Origin of the sequence: Weissella sp. DD23 (genome assembly GCF_001579105.1) — a bacterium.
In the GTDB taxonomy this organism is placed as follows: Bacteria; Bacillota; Bacilli; order Lactobacillales; family Lactobacillaceae; genus Weissella; species Weissella cibaria.
Map to the genome: position 1 here is coordinate 1 of NZ_KQ970438.1, position 664 is coordinate 664.

The 664-nt window shown below is 44.4% G+C and carries 1 protein-coding gene; it reads right to left on the reverse strand.

From position 1 onward, the window contains the following. Window positions 1-664 (reverse strand): DEAD/DEAH box helicase family protein (locus tag WEIDD23_RS13875; protein ID WP_347474458.1); only part of this gene is annotated, 664 nt, incomplete at both ends.

Below are 664 nucleotides of genomic sequence, written 5' to 3' on the forward strand. Positions count from 1 at the left end.
AATACTTTTCATTGTGCGTTAGAGAATCCAACCACTTCTTGACATCTGATTCATGGACAAACTTTCCTTGATCATCCGTCTCAAAGAACTCGTTAAGGTCAAAAGCATACTCCTTGCTTTCACCTTCAATGTTCGCGCCTTGGTTCACTTCATCAGTAATCATCTGACTCATCTGATACGAGAACATACTTAGACGTGGCAACAATGCATAGGGGTTATTCTCTTCTGACTCAACTGGCCAGTTCACCTTTGCCTCTTGTTCATCTGTGTAAGTCCAGTTGAATATTTGCTCTTCTGCGAACTTGCCCTCCGCGACGGCTTTGAATGGAGTTCCCGATAAGTGCAACGTGAAGTTTCGCTTAATCTCGTTGAAAGCAACGTCAGTCTTAAACGTGTCGACTCCTTCGTGGCTTTCGTCAACAACAAGCAAATCCCAATTGATTTGCTTGACCCAAGCAAGTTTGTCATAACCACCACCGAAGGCGATGGCCCCCTTCAAGTCCTGGAGAGAAATGAAAGCAATTTGTCGCGTATTGTCCGTTAGACTCTCAATGTACTGTTCACGGGTTAGCACCGGTCGATCCTTGAGAGAGTCCGATGTTGAAACGAACTTATAGTTCGTCTGCCAAGCAATAAACTTCTCAAAGTCATCGAACCAAGAGTT